Source organism: Nocardia sp. NPDC049149, assembly GCF_043197455.1.
Taxonomy (GTDB): Bacteria; Actinomycetota; Actinomycetes; order Mycobacteriales; family Mycobacteriaceae; genus Nocardia.
The window spans coordinates 133,699-148,975 of record NZ_JBICTD010000001.1; the positions used below are offsets into that span (position 1 = coordinate 133,699).

A 15,277-nucleotide genomic window follows, 5' to 3' on the forward strand; every position below is an offset into this window, starting at 1 on the left:
AACTTTCTGTTATCGTATATTTCGTTGATCGAAACGATACCACAGAACGGCTCCAACCATGAACGACACCCTCGACCGCACGACCGACGACGCGCAGATCCGGGATCTGTTCCAACACTTCATGCAGGCATGGACCGACAACGACGCGGCAGCGTTCGGCGCGCTGTTCACCGACGACTCCGACTACGTGTCCTACGACGGCACCCGCGCGATCGGGCGCGCCGCGCACCAGGCCAACCACGACAAGCTGTTTCGCGGCGTGCTGGCGGGTTCGGCACTGGTCGGTGAGCTGGAGTCGGTCCGCTACCTCACCGAGGACGTGGCCGTCCTGCACGGCACCGCGTCGGTGCTGATGCCGTGGCGGGCGCGGCTGCCCAAGCGCAGGCTGTCCAGGCAGACGGTGGTGCTGGTGCGCACGCCGGAAGGCTGGCGCATCAGCGCGATTCACAACGGGCGGGTGCGTCCGGTCACGGTGCCGGAACCGGAGTCGTTGCCGTCCACCATGTCTCAGCTGATTGGCCGCATCGCGCGCCTGCTCGGCCTCGGCAGGCGCTGACCAGGCATCGTGCCGCCCTTGCGGTTTCGGCTACGCCGTCCAGTGCAGGCTGCGGCCGGTGAGTGCGAGGACGCGCTCCAGCGCGGAGGACTCGGCGGGCACCGGGACGACCGGGCCGAAGAGGCCGGGGGTGCCCTCGGGTGGGGTGGTGCTCAGCATGTCGAGCAGGACGGCGAGGTCGGCGGCGGTCGCGGTGAACGGTTGGCCGGTCGCCTTGGCCAGATCCCAGGCGTGGACGACCACCTCATCGAGCGCGATCATCGCCATCACCGGGGCCTGCTCGCTCACGCCGCCCGCCTCGGTGATCCCGTCCCAGGCCGCGGGCTCACGCCACGCGCTGACCAATGCCTTGAGCTGAGCCGGGATTCGGGCCCGCCAATCGCCGGCGAGCGCACGCTCCGGCGAGACGTCGGGCGCGACAGAACCACCGACCGCCTCCTTCGTCGCGGCCTGACGGAACGCCTCGGTCAGATCGATGACGTGGGCGAGCAGATCACGCACGGTGGTGTCGGCGCACGGCGTTGCGGCGGTGAGCTGTTCATCGCTGATGCCACAGACCACGGTCTCCAGCGCGGTCGCGGCCGGTTCGAAGTCGAATTCCGGATTCATCGGTTCTCCTGAGCGAGTGGGCGTCTCCAGATGTGCAGACGGCGCCGCGCTCCGGGATTCATCGGCGCGGGGGCGTCCGCCCGCGTTCGGCGCCGTCCGATACCCGCCGGAGGCCGCCCACCGCGACCAAGTCGTGACCGCGAAATGCGCTGGAAAAGAGGAGAATTGGTAGATGAAGGGTGATCGTGTGGAGATTGTCGTCGACTTCGGCGACGGCTCCAGAAGTTACGAAGTGGTCGCTACCCGAGCAGGGCGGCGAGTCGAGGTACGCATCGCGCGCGGCGTCGTCGAAGTCAGCGAGGTGACCCGCACCGGAACCGCGGTGCGCACCGCGCGCTTCATGGCCGGACGCACGCTGGCACTTGTCGAATTTCCCGCCGACGGCACGGCAGCACTCGACGGCGAGTAACCGGCTCTCGCGGCCGCAGGCGGGTTGCCCGTGCGCCGTGCAGAGCGCATGCTCGACTGTGCCGGACTGTTGTTCACCTCGATTGCGGCGCGCCACGACGGGTAAGCCGTCGACCGAGGCCACTGCGGAGAGGAGCACACGATGACTGATCGCAGCACGTCACGCGAACTGGATCCGGTGCCGGAGGGCGACCTCGCCGAGCAGTCGATGCCCGCATACCCGAACGAAGCTGGGTATGCGGACGACGGGGGTGTTCAGGACGACAGCATCGACCGCGAGATTGCCGCGGCGCTGGACCGCGACGGGTGGAACGCGAACACGGCCGATCTGATCGAACAATCCATTCCGGTGCCACTGGACGACGAGCCAGACCCCGCGTGATCCGGTGCGGCACCGAGTAATGCGCACGCCCGAACGGGCCGTTCAGCTCAGGGGTTGATCTTCGCGCGCACCGTGGCATGCAGCTCACGCAAGCTGGAGCGTTCGGTGGCCACCTCGAGCACCCGCATGCCGTGCGCGTGCCCGGCCAGCTCCACGGCAAGCTGTTCCGGATCGACCTGCCGGTGCGGGATGCGGTAGGCGGCGCACAGCGCGGCCAGATCCATCCCGTGTGGCGTGCCGAAGACCCGCTCGAAGACGCCCGCGTATTGCGGGTCGCCCTGCTCGAGCAGCTCGAAGATGCCGCCGCCGTCGTCGTTGGCCACCACGATGGTCAGGTCGGCGGGGCGCGGTTCGCCGGGACCGATCAGCAGGCCGGAGGCGTCGTGCAGGAAGGTCAGGTCGCCGATCAGCGCGACCGTGCGGCCCTCGTGCCACAACGCGGCGCCGACGGCGGTCGACACGGTGCCGTCGATGCCTGCCACGCCGCGGTTGGACAGCACCCGGATGCCCGGCCGCGGATGCGAGACCAATGCGGCGTCACGGACCGGGTTGGAGGCGCCGAGTAGGAGTTGATCGCCCTCGCGCAGCGCGTTCATCACGACCCCGGCCACGTGCAGGCCGGTCGGCTTCGGGTGCCGGTCGAGTTCCGCGCGCACCACCTCGTTCGCCTTCGCGTCGAGTTCGCGGCAGTACGCCAGCCACTCCGGCCGGGGCGCACCGGTGGTGACCGCCCTGGTTCCGGTGCCGACCACATTGCCGGAGACATCGGGCCAGCGCGGACCGGTGGTCAACGCGTAGACCCGAACCGCCGGATCGGCAAGGACTTTGGACACCTGCCGGTGCAGGGTCGGGCGGCCGGTGATGATGGCCTGGCGTGGCTTCAGCAACGGCAGCGCAAGCGGATGCAGCGCGGGGCCGTGCATCGGCGCGGTGGGCTCGGCGACGGTGGGCAGCTCCGCGAGTTCCGGCCGCAGCCCGGCGCCGTGGCCGGAGATGACAACGGTGTCCGGCGTGAGGTCGAGATCGAGCGGCACATCCAGCGTCGCGTACTGGGTTTTGGTCCACGCCTGATCGTCCGCGCGGCCGCCGGGGGCCGACTCGCCAGGCGCGAGGTTCGGCACCAGCGGCTCGCGCAGCGGGATGTCGAAATGCACCGGGCCCGCGTTGCCGGAGCGGGTGCCGCGCGCGGCGGCGAGCACCCGACACACGGCCGAGCGCCACTGGCTGTTCTGGTGTCCGTACGGCGCGCATTCGGCGGTGCCCGCCTCCTCCTCGGCGAGGCCGAGGCTGATGGTGGCACGCACCTGGCTACCGAACAGCCCGAACTGTTCGACGGTCTGATTCGCGCCGGATCCGAGCATCTCGTAGGGCCGGTTGGCGCTGAGCACCACCAGCGGGATGCGCGCGTAATTGGCCTCGAGCACGGCAGGGCCGAGATTGGCGACGGCGGTGCCCGAGGTCATCACGACCGGGACGGGCAGGCGGCTGGCCACCGAGAGTCCGATGGCGAGGAAGCCAGCGGTTCGTTCGTCGATGCGCATGTGCAGCCGCAGTCGACCGGCGGCGTCGGCGGCCTGCAAGGCGAAGGCCAGCGGCGCGTTCCGCGATCCTGGGCACAGGACGACATCTCGCACACCCCCGCGCGCGAGTTCGTCGACGACGACCTGCGCTTGTGCTGTCGATGGGTTCACGCCTCCAGCCTCTCAGACAGTGCGCTGTCCCGCTGCGTCGCCCTGGTCACACCGGACCAATCGGGCTTGCCCCGGCAAACGACAAAGCGCGCCGCACATCGAAAAGCGCGGCCGGGGCCGGCCGCTCGATGTGCGACGCGCTCGACGTGCACGGTGTCGATTCAGTTGGCGTGCTTCTGAATCAGATCGCCGACGCGCGGCAGCGCCTCGATGACGTTCTTCTTCGCCGAGGAACGCATCGACGAGTAGACCTTCTTCAGCGCGGGCCGGGTTGAGGCATCGGCACGTGCGTCGGTCACCGACAGCAACGCCTCGGCGACCTCATCGGACTTGGCGACCAGCAGATCGCCGAACTTGCCGGATCCCGAGGCGGTGAATTCCTGCCAGAACGGGTCCAACTGTGCAACCAGTTTGGGCGCCAACGACTCCAGGGCATCAGGCACGATCGACGGGCTGATCTTCTTGACCGCCGCGTAGCCACCCTTCACTGCCAGGCCGGACGCACCACCCTTGTCCGATACCTCGGCATCAAGAACCTCGACGGCATCGGCGAGAAAAGCCGGGCGCTTGGCGTCGTCGAGCAGGGATTCAGACAGTGCTGCAACCACTTTCAGGTCCTCCGGAATAGGTTTCGATGAACGAGCAGCCGCAACTATACGCATGACATCGCAACTGGTCGCGACACTCACCCGCTCAGGGCTGCCACGGCAGCAACTGCACCATCAGTCCTTCACAATCGGCGAGCACATTGCCCTGCTCATCGACCAATTCGGCGGTGATGAACGTCTTGCGCCCTTCGATGCGATCGACACGACCTCGAACAGTCAGCGGCGTTTCCAACGGAGTGATCTTGCGGTAGTTCACATGGAGATACGCGGTGCGGCTGATCGGCCGGCCTGCGTAATGCACGATCATGCCGAGCAAGTCGTCGAACAGCAGCGGCAGCACGCCGCCGTGCGCCGCGCCGTTGCCGCCGAGATGGAAGCGGCGGAACTCGCCGGTCATCGCGATGCCGTCCGGACCCGCCTCGAGCACGCGCCACGGCAGCAGCAAAAGGCTGCCGCGCCCTGGCAATTCGACGGCACGGCCTGCCGGGCCTTGGAGCTCGGGTGCGCGGTAGGGCTCCAGCGTGGCGATCAGCTGTTCGGCTTGCGCGAGCGCGTCGCCGAAGACGTCGTCGGGCGCGTCCACGGAGACGGCGAGATCCTGCAGCGTGCGCATCGCCTCGACGAACGGCCCGAAGTTCGGCCCGATCTTCGCCCGCGACACCTTGGGGAACCCGCCGTGGCGCTCATAACGGGACTCGTCCACCGCACTACGGTCGATAACCGGTTTCACTCGCTCACGCCCTCCCGCCGCCCGGCCGCCACCCCTCATCGAATCGCTGCGCGATGCTCTTTCCATAGATGCACGGTATCGCGTCGCTTTACACCGTCAAGTCAACATCTCATTACCGGCTGGGCATGGTCCCGATATCACCGAGGCCAACCTCTCCATACCTGCCCGGCCAACGTCTCGTTACCAGCCAGGGCAAGAGTGCGCGCAGCACAGAGAAGGCCGAGGGCAATAATCACTGGGGTGACGTTCAATCCGAAGTTGTGGCGGCCCGTCCCCGGGTTCGAGAACCTGACCGACATCACCTACCACCGGCACATCGAACAAGGCACCGTCCGTGTCGCTTTCGATCGCCCAGAGGTGCGCAACGCGTTTCGCCCGCACACGGTCGACGAACTCTATCGGGCGCTCGACCACGCGCGGATGACCCCTGACGTCGGCGCCGTGCTCATCACCGGCAACGGCCCGAGTCCCAAGGACGGCGGCTGGGCCTTCTGCTCCGGCGGCGACCAGCGCATCCGCGGCCGCAACGGCTACCAGTACGCCAGCGGCGAGACCGCGGACACCGTCGATCAGGCCCGCGCGGGCCGGCTGCACATCCTCGAGGTGCAGCGGCTGATCCGGTTCATGCCGAAGGTGGTCATCGCGCTGGTGAACGGCTGGGCCGCGGGCGGCGGGCACAGCCTGCACGTGGTCTGCGACCTCACCCTGGCCAGCCGCGAGCACGCCCGCTTCAAGCAGACCGACGCCGACGTCGGCAGCTTCGACGGCGGCTACGGCAGCGCCTACCTCGCGAAGATGGTCGGCCAGAAGTTCGCCCGCGAGATCTTCTTCCTCGGCCGTCCCTACACCGCCGAGGAAATGCACCAGATGGGCGCGGTGAACAAGGTCATCGACCATGCCGAGCTGGAGAACGTCGCGCTGGAGTGGACCGCCGACATCAACGGCAAATCCCCGCAGGCGCAACGCATGTTGAAGTACGCGTTCAACCTGCTCGACGACGGACTGGTCGGCCAGCAGCTGTTCGCGGGCGAGGCGACACGGATGGCGTACATGACCGACGAGGCCGTCGAGGGCCGCGACGCGTTCCTGGAGAAGCGCGCACCCGACTGGGCCCCCTACCCCTGGTACTTCTGACATGGACATTCTCAGCAGCCGCGTCATCCTGCGGCCCGCCGACTACGAACGGACGCTCGCCTTCTACCGCGACACGCTCGAGCTGGCGATCGCGCGCGAGTATCCGGGCGGCACGGTGTTCTTCGCAGGGCAGGCGCTGATCGAGGTGGCCGCGCACGGTGGATCCGGTCGGTCCTCGGCCTTCGAGGGCGCCCTGTGGCTGCAGGTGCGCGACGCCGCGGACGCGGCGGCCGAACTCGCGGTGAAAGGGGTTGTCCTCGACCGGCCGCCGGTGCAGGAGCCGTGGGGTCTGATCGAAATGTGGGTGCGCGACCCGGACGGGGTGCCGATCGTGCTCGTCCAGGTGCCGTCGGACCATCCGATCCGCAGGGATCAGCGCTAGGGCGACGGCACCCTGCGAAGCCGGACGGGCAGGTAAGCGCTGGTCAACCGACTGACAACGGATTACGACGGGTTTAGCGGGTCTGGACCGAGTTGCCAAGGCCTGTTCCGACGAGGACGATAGCGCTCGGATGGCCCCCGACCGCCGATGTCCGGCCCGGCCACCGTGCGTAACCCGTCCGACGAGTGAATCGCAGTCTCGATGCCTGGCGTACCTGAGCCCCATTTCCTGGGGGCGGCCGAACATGTCTCGGTCCGCCCCAGCAAACCGACCACCCGTTCCGCGTTCGGCGACGCGGCCATGACACGATCGCTACCGTGAGTGAGCGAGCCAAAGGCACAGCGCCTCTGGGCACGGAGGAACCGAGCGCCAGCGAGGTGGAGTCGTGAGCCGCACCCTTCGCACGCTGCCGATGTCGAGCGGATCCGGCGCTGGTGAGGTCCTGCCGCATCTGCGAGAAGCGTTGGAGGGCAACGGGCCCGCCTGGCTGCCGATCCCGACCAGCGACCGCCGCGAAGCCAGGCGACTGAGCGACGCGCTCGCCCCCGGCGAAACGATCAATGATGAAGTCGCACTCGTGGTCACCACGTCCGGCACCACCGGCGTGCCCAAGGGGGCGATGCTCAGTGCCGCCGCGCTGCGGGCCAGCGGCACCGCAACCCACGAGCGACTCGGCGGGCCCGGCACCTGGCTGCTGGCATTGCCGACGCACCACATCGCGGGCATTCAGGTGCTGTTGCGCAGCATCCTGGCAGGCACGACGCCGACCATCCTCGACGTGTCGGGTGGCTTCCTGCCCGAGGCGCTGGCCGGCGCGGTGTCGAGCATGCGCGGCGAGCGCCGCTACACCGCGCTCGTGCCGACCCAGCTGATCAAGGCGCTCGACGCACCTGGCGCCGCGGCCGCGCTCGCCGAACTGGACGGCGTGCTCGTCGGCGGCGCCGCCACCCCGCTTCCGGTGTACGAGCGGGCAAAGGCCGCCGGTATCACCGTCGTTCGCACCTACGGCATGAGCGAGACCTGTGGTGGCTGCGTCTACGACGGCGTCCCACTCGACGGCACCGAGATCCGCATCGAAGACGGCCGGGTGCTGATCGGCGGCGCGATGATCGCCTCCGGCTACCGCGGCCAACCCGACCATCCCGCGTTCGCCGAGCCGGGCTGGTTCCGCACCGAGGACGCGGGCAGCTTCGTCGACGGCAAGCTGAGCGTCACCGGCAGGCTGGACGAAGCCATCATGACCGGCGGCCTGCTGGTGGTCCCCCAGGTCGTCGAGGCCGTGCTGATGACCCATCCCGGCATCCGCGAGGTCGTGGTGCTCGGGCTGCCGGACGAACGGCTCGGTCAGCGCGTCGCCGTCGCGGTGGTGCCCACCGACGGCAGCGCCCCGACCCTCGATGAACTGCGCGACCATGTCGTCGCCGAACTCGACGCCATCGCCGCGCCACGGGAGCTCACCCTCGTCTCCGAGATCCCGCTGCGCGGCCCAGGCAAACCCGACAGGGAGAAGCTGCGCGCGCACTTGCGCGCCGACTCGACCAGCTAGCCACCATGCAAGTGGGCACGTCATCGCGGTGCAAGTGGCGTGCAAGACCTCGGCCGCAAGGTTGTGGTCATGACTTCTTACACACCAACCGCAGCGCTCGCCGTCGAGGCGAACGAGCTCGTCAAGGTGTTCGGGGAACAGCGCGCCGTCGACGGTGTGAGCCTGGCGGTGCCGCAGGGCTCCGTGTACGGCGTGCTCGGACCGAACGGCGCGGGCAAGACCACCACCATCCGCATGCTGGCCACGCTCTTGCGCCCGGACGCGGGCAGTGCCCGCATCTTCGGCCACGACGTGGTCGCCGAACCGACCGCGGTCCGCTCGCTGGTCGGCGTCACCGGCCAGTACGCCACCGTGGACGAGGATCTCTCGGCCACCGAGAACCTGGTCCTCTTCTCCCGCCTGCTCGGCCTGAGCCGGATCGACTCCCGGCGTAAGGCCGTCGAGCTGCTCGAGGAATTCGACCTCACCGAGGCGGCCGACAAGCCGCTGAAGAACTTCTCCGGCGGCATGCGCAGGCGCCTCGATCTGGCGGCCAGCCTGATCGCGACCCCGCCGCTGCTGTTCCTCGATGAACCGACCACCGGCCTCGATCCGCGCACCCGCGCCCAGATGTGGGAAACCATCCGCAGGCTGGTCCGCGAGGGCGCGACGGTCCTGCTCACCACCCAGTACCTCGACGAGGCCGATCAGCTTGCCGACCGCATCGCGGTGATCGACCACGGCAAGGTGATCGCCGACGGCACCGCCGACGAGCTCAAGGCCTCGGTCGGCGGCTCCTCGCTGCACCTGACCCTGGTCGACCGCGCCCAGCTCGACGAGGCGCGGCGCATCGTCAGCGACTTCCTCGGCACCGACGCCTCGATCACCCCGGAGGCAGGCAGGCTCACCGCGCCGCTGCAGGACGCGGGCATGACCGCCGATCTGCTGATCCGCTTGCGCGAGTGGGAGATCGGGATCGACGAGATCACCGTCAGTAAGCCGAGCCTCGACGAAGTATTCCTCACCATCACCGGCCGACCGGCCGACGACGACAACGATTCCGAACGGAGTGCGGCATGACGACCATCACCGCCACCACCCCGGCGGCGCGCCACGCGGCACCCGCCACCATTCCCGAGGTCAGCAACCACATCGGGGTCGCCAAGACCGTGGCGAACTCGTTCACCATGGCCTACCGCGGGCTGCTGAAACTCAAGCACAACCCCGAACAGCTCTTCGATGTGACGGTGCAGCCGATCCTGTTCACCGCCCTGTTCGCCTACCTCTTCGGCGGCGCGATCTCGCACAGCGTGCACGACTATCTGCCGCTGCTGATCCCGGGCATCATGGTGCAGACGGTGGTTCTCACCTCGGTCGTCACCGGCACCCAGCTGCGTGAGGACATGGACAAGGGCGTCTTCGATCGGTTCAAATCCCTGCCGATCGCCCGCATTTCGGCGCTGTCGGGTGCGTTGCTCGCCGATGTGGTGCGCTACACGCTGGCCACGGTGCTCACCGTTGTCGTCGGACTGATCCTCGGCTACCGACCCGAGGGCGGGTTCGCCGGTGTCGTCGTCGCCGGACTGGTGATCATCTTCTGCTCGTTCGCGGTCAGCTGGATCTGGGCTCTCGTCGGCGTGACCGGCAAGAGCGCCGCAGGCGTGCAAGGCATTTCGATGATGATCATGTTCCCGCTGACGTTCATGTCCGGCGCGTTCGTTCCGGTGTCGACCATGCCGGGCTGGCTGCAGGGGATCAACCACGCGAACCCCATCTACTACATGGTGAACGCGGCACGAGAGCTGATGAACAACAACGCCTACACCAGCAACCTGGTCTGGTCGCTGGTCGGCTCGGTCGCGGTGATCGCGGTCTTCGCACCGTTGGCGCTGCGGGCGTACATGCGCAGGGCATGACGACCGACAACCGATGAGGGGCGCAACGCCGGACGACACAGTGTCGTCCGGCGTTGCGCCGTTCAGTGCCGCTGCACTTCGATTGTCAGCGTTCGTCGTTCAGTTCCCCAACGATGGTCATGATTCGGCGGGCCGATTCCATCCGGCGCAGGCCGCCCGCCGCCGCTCTGGCGGCCGCCAACTGTTCCTTGCCGAGCAGCCGGTCGACGAACTCGGCGTGCGAGCTCCAGCGCATCGACGGGAAGTCCTGGCGGCACAGGACATTCGGCGCCAGCGCAAGCAACTCGAGGCCGCGCGCCGGATCCGGCTCGGTGACAACCAGATACGAGCCGAGCGCACAGGCGATGCCACCGATCTGCGGCAGATCCAGGAACTGCGCCATCGTCTGCAGCGCGCGTTCGAGCAGCTGCTTGACCAGCTCGTCCGCGCCGTCCGCCGCGCCGTGCAGCACCCGCGCGGCCAGCACGGAGGCGCCGACCATCTGCATCCCCGGATCGTTGTCGCGCGGCCAGCCGTGCAGCGCAAGCGACTGCTGGTAGCGGTCGAACCCCTCTTCGATATCGCCTCGGGCCAAGGCTATTTCGGCGGCGCTGTGCAGCACGGTGCCGAGCAGATTGTTCTGCGTGGCCGGTAGATGATCGAGGTCGGAGGAACCGAGCGCGATCTGCAGCTCGTGCTCGGCGGCCGTGAGGTCGCCTGTGCCGACGAGTGCGGCGATCAGCATGCCGCGGGTCTCGACGGTGTCCTCGTACGCGCCCAATCGCTGCAGCATCTCGAGCGCACGCCGGTAGTGCGCTATCGCGTTCGCGTATTCGGCCATCTGCCCGTACACCTGGCCGAGGTGCCTGGCCACCATGGCAACGCTCCAGACGTTCTCCTCGTCGAAGAGCTCGAGCGCGCGGACAGCGTCCACCGTCGAACCACGCACATCGCCGAGATTTTCCCGGATGTTCGCGCGCAACAGCAATGCGGCGGCCCGGGTTTCGAGGTCAGCGGAGCGGACGGCGTGCGCGATCAGGCGCGCCAGCCCCGAACCGTCGGACCGCGTGAGGATGATGCTTGCGATGAAACGATTCAGCGCCGAGAGATCGGTTCGGTTGCGCAGCAATCGACGCACGCGAGTGCGCAACCGGGCCATGTCGCGCGCGCTACCCCGGCTGAAAGCCACGTGCATGAACATCGTCTGCAGACTCGCCAACATCAGGTCGGCAGGCGGCGCATCCTGGCCACTGTCTTCCGGATGCAGCTCCGCGATCCGCGGCACCCAGGCGACCACTTCGGCGTGGGCGCCGCGCATCATCCACAGCCCGGAGACGACCGGGAACACCGTGTACGCGATGCCCGCGTGCCCCCGATCGAGCGCATAACGCAGTGCCGCAAGGAGATTGTCCAGCTCAGCCGCGACCGAGGAGGCCAGCGACTCCTGGTCGCCGCTGCGGTACCGCCGCTCGGCATCGATGGCATAGTCCCTGGCCCACACCATCATTCGTTCTTCGACCAGGTCGGCTTCGCCGGGCAAGCGGGACAACTGTTCCTCGCCGTATTCCCGCACCGTCTCCAGCATGCGGTACCTGGTACCGAGTTTCGCGTCGTCGAGCACGGTGAGCAGCGACTGGTTCACCAATCCGTCCACCGCCGTTGCGACATCGTCGACCTCGACGCCCCGCGCGGCCGCCTCCGCCGAGGACAGCGTGAAACCCGCTGGGAATCGGCACAATCGGCGCAATGCGACTTGCTGCGAGGTATCGAGCAGATTCCAGCTCCAGTCGATCACCGCATGCAAGGTGCGGTGCCGCTCCGGCGAACTGCGATCGCCGTGGCGCAACAGCGCGAACCGATCGGTGAGCCGCCGGTTGATCTCCTCGACGCTCATCACCCGGACGCGCGCGGCGGCCAATTCGATGGCCAGCGGCAGTCCGTCCAGCGTGTGACACAGCTGGGCGACGACCTCCGGATCGAGCCGGACTCCTGGCCGCACCGCGCGGGCGCGGGCCGCGAACAACTCGGTCGCGGGCGATCCGGCCGCGTCGATGGTCAAGGGCGGCAACGGATAAACGGCCTCGGCGGTGATCATCAGTGGCGCTCGGCTGGTGGTCAGGACCGTCAATCGATCCGCGACACCGATCAGATCGGCGACCACCACCGCGACCGCGTCGATCAGGTGCTCGCAGTTGTCGAGGATCAGCAGCATCGGATACGCGGCGAGGGCGTCACGCAGGCGCTGGCGGACGTCGGCACTCGGCAGACCGAGCAACGCCGCCATGTCGGTCCGTAGATCGCTCAGGCCGAGCACTGCGCCGATCGCCGCCTCGACCTCGCTCCTGGCGTCGGCGCCGTCGGCACGCACCGACGCAAGTTCCACCAGGACCACCGGGCGTCCGCCTGCCGTACGGGCGCCGACTTCGTTGGCCACCCTGGTCTTTCCGGTGCCGCCGGGGCCGAGAATGGTGGTCACCCGCGAGACGCGCAGCAGTTCGTCGAGCGCGGTCAGATCGTCCGCGCGACCGAGCAGGGCGTTGGGCGCGGCGCGCAACCCGATCGCCGATGGCATGACGAATTCGACCGCAGTGTCGGATGATCCGTTGCCCGATGGTGTTTTCGGCGCGGCGATCGCGGATCCCTCGCTCTGGCCGACGGATTCGCCGCGCAGGATCGCCGTGTTCAACGCGACGAGCGCCGGTCCTGGGTCGGCGCCGAGATGTTCGGCGAGCAGCGCGCGGAAGGTCGCGAACGATTCCAGCGCCTCGTTCGGGCGGCCAGCGGCGGCGAGCAACCGCATCAGCGTGAGCTGCGCCGGTTCGTCCAGCGGGCTGATCTCGGCCCGGGTCCGTGCCACCTGGAGCGCACCATCGACATCGCCGATCGACTCCCGCGCCGCCAGCTCGAGCTCGTCCAGTTCGGTGAGTCGGCTCGCCGCCGCGGCGAGCAGCGCGTCGGCGACCTCGCCCGGCGGCAGGTCGGCACCCGGCTCGCCGCGCCACAGCGCACGGGCCTGCGCGATCGCGTCGAGGCAGCCCCCATGGTCACCGGTGCTCTGGCATTCGCGGGCGCAGCGCACGAGTTCGGCGACGAGCGTCAGGTCCACCTGGTCGGGCCGCAGCGTCAGGCGGTAGCCCGCGGGACCGATTTCCAGCGCACCGTCCGGCAACGCCGAACGCAACCGGGACACCTGAGTGTGCAGCGCGTTCATCGGCGCGCGCGGCGGCTGCTCGGCCCACACGTCATCGATCAGAGCCTGGGCGCTGCGACTGCGGCCGGGCCGCAATGCCAACGCAGCGAGCAGCAGGCGAGATCGCGTGCCTGGCAGCGCGGTCAGCGCCTCGTCTTTGCGCAGCGCGACCTCACCCAGCAGGGCCACCACCACGGGCTGACCTGCGGGCGCGCGTAAGACTTGAGCGCGGCCATCCGGGCCGCTCCGAGCAGACAACATCCCCCGGTAATCGTAGGCGAGCATCGCTGGCTGGGCCGACATGGTTTTTCCCCGCTCCCGGTGGTCGGTCGCCTACGCTGTTGCGCATGGCTGAGTTCGAAGTGGTCCGGCAGGCCGTCATCTCGGCTGAGCCGTCGCGTATTCACGGGTTGATCGACAATTTGCACGAGTGGACCAAGTGGTCGCCGTGGGAAGATCTCGATCCGCAGTTGCAGCGCACCTACACCGGCCCCGAGTCGGGGATCGGCGCCAAGTACGCCTGGACCGGTGACCGCAAGGTCGGCGCGGGCAACATGGAGGTCGTCGCCAGCGCCGATCGGGAGATCGGCATCCGGCTGATCTTCGAGCGGCCGTGGAAGGCCACCAATCAGGTGCGGTTCGAGCTGAATCCGACCGAATCCGGCGCCACCGAGGTGGTCTGGCGGATGACCGGCGAGCAGCAGGGCCTGATGAAGGTGCTCTCGAAGATCTTCCCGACGGATCGGATCGTCGGTAAGGATTTCGAGAAGGGGCTGGCCAGGCTGAAAGCGGTCGCCGAGGCCAACGGGGCCTGAGCGCGCGGACGGCGCGCGGCCTTCGTCAGGCCGCGACACTATGCTGCGGGAATGGCTACTGCAGCACAATGGATCGAGGGCGCGCGCCCACGCACTCTGCCGAATGCAATCGCCCCTGTGCTGGCCGGAACCGGCGCCGCAGCCGGGCTCGACGCCGCGGTGTGGTGGAAAGCCGCTCTCGCGCTGCTGGTTTCGCTGACCCTGATCGTCGGCGTCAACTTCGCCAACGACTACTCCGACGGCATCCGCGGCACCGATGACGTACGCGTCGGCCCGGTGCGGTTGGTCGGGCAGCAGCTGGCCTCGGCCGCCGCGGTCCGCAATGCCGCGATCCTGAGCCTCGGCCTTGCCGCGGTGATCGGGCTGATCCTCGTCGCGACGACGGCGTGGTGGCTGTTGCTCGTCGGGGCGGCGTGCCTGGCTGGCGCCTGGTTCTACACCGGCGGCAGTAAGCCCTACGGCTACAGCGGGTTCGGCGAAATCGCGGTGTTCGTGTTCTTCGGCCTGGTCGGCGTGCTCGGCACCCAGTTCGTGCAGGCAGAGCGGATCGACTGGGTCGGCGCGGTGCTCGCGGTGTCGGTCGGCGCGTTCTCCAGCGCGGTCCTCGTCGCGAACAACCTGCGCGACATCCCGACCGACACCCAGTCCGGAAAGGTCACCCTCGCAGTCAAACTCGGCGACCCCCGGACCAGGACCCTGCAGCTCGCCCTGCTCGCGGTGCCGTTCGTCGGCACGCTGGCGCTGGTGGCGCGCACGCCGTTCGCGCTGGTCGGCCTGCTCGCCATCCCGTTGGCCGTGCGCGCCAACGCGCCGGTTCGCTCCGGCAAGGGCGGCCTGGAACTCATTCCCGCCCTGCGCGATTCCGGCCTCGCCATGCTCGCCTGGTCGCTGCTCACCGCGTTGGCAGTGGGCTTCGGTTCTTAGTCGTCGTCGCGGACCAGGACGCCGAGCACCCAGTTCACGATCGAGACGATGACGCCACCGATCACCGCGGCCCAGAAGCCCTCGACGCGGAGCCCGTAGTCGGTGGTCTCGGTGATCTTCGCGGTCAGCCACAGCATGAGCGCGTTGATCACCAGCAGGAACAGGCCGAGCGAGACGATCACCAGCGGCAGTGACAGCAGCTTGATGATCGGCTTGACCAGGGCGTTCACCACCGTGAACACCGCGGCGACGGCCAGCAGCACCAGGATCTTGCCCATGTTGCCGTTGTCTGCCGGACTGATGATGTCGATCTTGTCGACCCAGGCGGCGGCCAGCCAGATGGCCACCGCGTTGATGATCAACCGAATCAGAAGCTGCATGCGCCCATGCTAAGGCGGGGAGCCGGACAAGTGCGGTCCCAAAACGCG

The 15,277-nt window shown here is 68.4% G+C and carries 16 protein-coding genes; 10 read left to right on the forward strand and 6 right to left on the reverse strand.

Annotated features, from left to right (window positions below; translation table 11 throughout):
• Window positions 1–58: 58 nt before the first annotated feature.
• Window positions 59–556, forward strand: coding sequence for an SgcJ/EcaC family oxidoreductase (locus ACGFNJ_RS00655; protein WP_393441889.1), 498 nt, complete (start codon window positions 59–61; stop codon window positions 554–556).
• A gap of 30 nt (window positions 557–586) precedes the next feature.
• Here the strand turns inward: ACGFNJ_RS00655 and ACGFNJ_RS00660 are convergent, their stop codons facing one another.
• Window positions 587–1,165, reverse strand: coding sequence for a TIGR03086 family metal-binding protein (locus ACGFNJ_RS00660; RefSeq protein WP_393441891.1), 579 nt, complete (start codon window positions 1,163–1,165; stop codon window positions 587–589).
• 172 nt (window positions 1,166–1,337) lie between these two features.
• Here ACGFNJ_RS00660 and ACGFNJ_RS00665 point away from each other — a divergent pair, with 172 nt between their 5' ends.
• Both ACGFNJ_RS00665 and ACGFNJ_RS00670 read left to right on the forward strand, forming a co-directional pair.
• Window positions 1,338–1,574 carry a hypothetical protein gene (locus tag ACGFNJ_RS00665; RefSeq protein WP_069160590.1) on the forward strand — a complete coding sequence of 79 codons (237 nt, stop codon included), beginning with the start codon at window positions 1,338–1,340 and terminating at the stop codon, window positions 1,572–1,574.
• A 141-nt stretch (window positions 1,575–1,715) separates the two neighbouring features.
• Window positions 1,716–1,955, forward strand: a complete 240-nt coding sequence (locus ACGFNJ_RS00670; protein WP_393441893.1) for a hypothetical protein — start codon at window positions 1,716–1,718, stop codon at window positions 1,953–1,955.
• 47 nt (window positions 1,956–2,002) lie between these two features.
• Here the strand turns inward: ACGFNJ_RS00670 and menD are convergent, their stop codons facing one another.
• The 3 genes from menD to ACGFNJ_RS00685 all read right to left on the reverse strand — a co-directional run bounded on the left by menD (window position 2,003) and on the right by ACGFNJ_RS00685 (window position 4,984).
• A complete protein-coding gene (gene menD, locus ACGFNJ_RS00675; RefSeq protein WP_393441895.1) occupies window positions 2,003–3,646 on the reverse strand; it encodes a 2-succinyl-5-enolpyruvyl-6-hydroxy-3-cyclohexene-1-carboxylic-acid synthase in 1,644 nt (547 codons plus the stop codon).
• Between the two features lie 161 nt (window positions 3,647–3,807).
• Window positions 3,808–4,254, reverse strand: a complete 447-nt coding sequence (locus ACGFNJ_RS00680; protein ID WP_069160593.1) for a DUF6918 family protein — start codon at window positions 4,252–4,254, stop codon at window positions 3,808–3,810.
• Between the two features lie 85 nt (window positions 4,255–4,339).
• Window positions 4,340–4,984 carry a PaaI family thioesterase gene (locus ACGFNJ_RS00685; protein ID WP_393443674.1) on the reverse strand — a complete coding sequence of 215 codons (645 nt, stop codon included), beginning with the start codon at window positions 4,982–4,984 and terminating at the stop codon, window positions 4,340–4,342.
• Between the two features lie 240 nt (window positions 4,985–5,224).
• Here ACGFNJ_RS00685 and ACGFNJ_RS00690 point away from each other — a divergent pair, with 240 nt between their 5' ends.
• The 5 genes from ACGFNJ_RS00690 (at window position 5,225) to ACGFNJ_RS00710 (ending at window position 9,941) form a co-directional block, all read left to right on the forward strand.
• A complete protein-coding gene (locus ACGFNJ_RS00690; protein WP_393441897.1) occupies window positions 5,225–6,118 on the forward strand; it encodes a 1,4-dihydroxy-2-naphthoyl-CoA synthase in 894 nt (297 codons plus the stop codon).
• Between the two features lies 1 nt (window position 6,119).
• Window positions 6,120–6,500 carry a VOC family protein gene (locus ACGFNJ_RS00695; protein WP_393441899.1) on the forward strand — a complete coding sequence of 127 codons (381 nt, stop codon included), beginning with the start codon at window positions 6,120–6,122 and terminating at the stop codon, window positions 6,498–6,500.
• Window positions 6,501–6,912: 412 nt separating this feature from the next.
• Window positions 6,913–8,046 carry an o-succinylbenzoate--CoA ligase gene (gene menE / locus ACGFNJ_RS00700; protein WP_393443676.1) on the forward strand — a complete coding sequence of 378 codons (1,134 nt, stop codon included), beginning with the start codon at window positions 6,913–6,915 and terminating at the stop codon, window positions 8,044–8,046.
• A gap of 69 nt (window positions 8,047–8,115) precedes the next feature.
• Window positions 8,116–9,105: an ATP-binding cassette domain-containing protein gene (locus ACGFNJ_RS00705; protein ID WP_393441901.1), complete on the forward strand. Its 990-nt coding sequence runs from the start codon at window positions 8,116–8,118 to the stop codon at window positions 9,103–9,105.
• Window positions 9,102–9,941: an ABC transporter permease gene (locus ACGFNJ_RS00710; RefSeq protein WP_393441904.1), complete on the forward strand. Its 840-nt coding sequence runs from the start codon at window positions 9,102–9,104 to the stop codon at window positions 9,939–9,941. Before ACGFNJ_RS00705 ends, ACGFNJ_RS00710 begins: the two co-directional genes overlap by 4 nt.
• An 85-nt stretch (window positions 9,942–10,026) precedes the next feature.
• Here the strand turns inward: ACGFNJ_RS00710 and ACGFNJ_RS00715 are convergent, their stop codons facing one another.
• The gene (locus ACGFNJ_RS00715) at window positions 10,027–13,413 is read right to left on the reverse strand and encodes a BTAD domain-containing putative transcriptional regulator (protein ID WP_393441906.1); all 3,387 of its coding nucleotides are present in this window, start codon (window positions 13,411–13,413) and stop codon (window positions 10,027–10,029) included.
• Window positions 13,414–13,457: 44 nt separating this feature from the next.
• Between ACGFNJ_RS00715 and ACGFNJ_RS00720 the strand changes: the two genes are divergently transcribed.
• Both ACGFNJ_RS00720 and ACGFNJ_RS00725 read left to right on the forward strand, forming a co-directional pair.
• Entirely contained in the window at window positions 13,458–13,925 is a 468-nt protein-coding gene (locus ACGFNJ_RS00720) for an SRPBCC family protein (protein ID WP_393441908.1), read from the forward strand.
• A 51-nt stretch (window positions 13,926–13,976) separates the two neighbouring features.
• On the forward strand, window positions 13,977–14,849 hold the full coding sequence (locus ACGFNJ_RS00725) for a 1,4-dihydroxy-2-naphthoate polyprenyltransferase (RefSeq protein WP_393441911.1): 873 nt from the start codon (window positions 13,977–13,979) through the stop codon (window positions 14,847–14,849).
• On the opposite strand, the gene ACGFNJ_RS00730 is transcribed toward ACGFNJ_RS00725, so the two are convergent.
• Window positions 14,846–15,229: a phage holin family protein gene (locus tag ACGFNJ_RS00730; protein ID WP_393441913.1), complete on the reverse strand. Its 384-nt coding sequence runs from the start codon at window positions 15,227–15,229 to the stop codon at window positions 14,846–14,848. The genes ACGFNJ_RS00725 and ACGFNJ_RS00730 overlap by 4 nt on opposite strands.
• Between the last annotated feature and the right edge of the window lie 48 nt (window positions 15,230–15,277).